The sequence below is a fragment of the Halobellus sp. Atlit-38R genome, from assembly GCF_003665925.1.
GTDB lineage: Archaea > Halobacteriota > Halobacteria > Halobacteriales > Haloferacaceae > Haloquadratum > Haloquadratum inordinatus.
This window is the reverse complement of the sequence record NZ_QXIJ01000279.1, coordinates 1-476: the sequence shown is the minus strand read 5'-3', so window position 1 is coordinate 476 and position 476 is coordinate 1. Positions and strand designations below refer to the sequence as shown.

Sequence of the window (476 nt, the reverse complement as noted above, 5' to 3'; positions counted from 1 at the left end):
GTCGGGGACCGACCGCGGGAAGATCACGTACAGGTACGCGAACAGCGTGACGTGGAACAGCGCCGAGACGCCGAACAGAACCCACCTGAGCGTCCCGCCGGCGACGACCGCGCCGGCCCCGAACGCGATCATCAGCGCGTCGGCCACCATCACGCCCGCGATGGCGCGGCGCGACGCGCCGGCGACGTAGCCGATGAACCCGACGAGCAGCGGCGTGGTGACGATCCAGTCGACGTAGCGGAGCCCGACCAGCTCGTTCCCGTTCACCGTCACGGTCCCGACTCCGAGCGCCATCCCGACGTACGCGAGCCCGGCGAACCCGGGGATCACCGCCAGCGCGGCCAGTCGGCCGCGGTGCTCCGACCCGTTGAGCTTCGCGTACAGCGCCGCCGTGATCCCGAGGCCGACGAGGAAGCCGACGGCCGCGATCCAGTACGCGGCGGTGACGGCGCCCGTCATCGCGCACCCCCGTCGGA

1 protein-coding gene is annotated in these 476 nt (G+C 72.3%); it reads right to left on the bottom strand.

Translation table 11 applies throughout. The annotated features are described in order from the left end of the window. On the bottom strand, positions 1–459 hold a 459-nt coding region (locus D3D02_RS19370), incomplete at its 3' end, for a bacteriorhodopsin (protein WP_158599419.1). Positions 460–476: the final 17 nt, after the last annotated feature.